At 44.7% G+C, this 1,058-nt stretch carries 3 protein-coding genes; all 3 read left to right on the forward strand.

Going from position 1 to position 1,058, the window contains the following annotated elements:
• On the forward strand, positions 1 to 121 hold a 121-nt coding region (locus tag A3738_RS29265; RefSeq protein WP_156504141.1), incomplete at its 5' end, for an FMN-binding protein.
• A gap of 1 nt (position 122) precedes the next feature.
• The gene (locus tag A3738_RS09240; protein WP_068478351.1) at positions 123 to 788 is read left to right on the forward strand and encodes an NADH:ubiquinone reductase (Na(+)-transporting) subunit D; all 666 of its coding nucleotides are present in this window, start codon (positions 123 to 125) and stop codon (positions 786 to 788) included.
• Positions 788 to 1,058, forward strand: a 271-nt coding sequence (locus A3738_RS09245) for an Rnf-Nqr domain containing protein (protein WP_304440091.1), incomplete at its 3' end; no start/stop codon positions are given. The genes A3738_RS09240 and A3738_RS09245, both read left to right, overlap by 1 nt.

The following is a 1,058-nucleotide window of genomic DNA, read 5'->3' on the forward strand; positions in this document are numbered from 1 at the left end:
TCAAATTGATGGTCTTTCGGGCGCGACTCTTACAAGTCGTGGCGTGACAAATCTCGTTCAATACTGGACAGGCGAGCACGGTTTCCAAAAGTACTTGCAGAAATTGCGTCAGGGGGTATGAGGTGAGCACAGCATCCGCTAAACAGGTTTTATTCGAACCTATTTTTAGTAATAACCCAATTGCCCTCCAAATCCTTGGTATTTGTTCGGCACTTGCGGTTACCACTAGCATGCAGCTTTCAGTTGTTATGGGCTTGGCAGTATGTACTGTTACAGGCCTTGCCAACTTGGCTGTATCTCTTATTCGAAGCCAGATTCCTTCGAATATTCGTATTATTGTTCAGATGACAATTATCGCGACCTTGGTAATTGTTGTAGACCAAGTACTTCGTGCTTACGCATACGAGCTTTCGAAGCAGCTTTCTGTATTCGTTGGTCTGATCATCACTAACTGTATTGTTATGGGGCGTGCAGAAGCGTTCGCGATGCAGAATGGCCCAGCAATGAGTTTTGTTGATGGTGTTGGTAACGGTCTTGGTTATGCAGTTATCCTGCTGTTCGTAGCATTCTTCCGTGAATTGCTTGGCTCAGGTAAGTTGTTCGGTATTGAGATTCTACCGCTTGTGAATGATGGTGGCTGGTATGTGCCAAATGGTATGTTGCTACTTCCGCCAAGTGCATTCTTCTTAATTGGTATCTTTATCTGGATTGTTCGTACTTGGGATAAAGGCCAAGTTGAAGCGCCGGATTACAAGATGTCAGCGCACCGTGTTAAGGAGGCATTCTAATGATTGAGCATTATTTAAGTCTCTTTATTAAGGCGGTTTTCGTCGAGAACATGGCTTTGGCCTTCTTCTTGGGTATGTGTACCTTCTTGGCGATCTCTAAGAAGATTCAAGCAGCGGTTGGTCTAGGTATCGCAGTTATCGTTGTATTGGCCGTAACCGTGCCAGTGAACAACTTGATTTATACCTACGTATTAAAAGAAGGTGCGTTGGCATGGGCGGGTTACCCTGAAGTTGATTTGAGCTTTTTGGGTCTGCTTACCTATATTGGTG

Source organism: Oleiphilus sp. HI0066 (assembly GCF_001635725.1).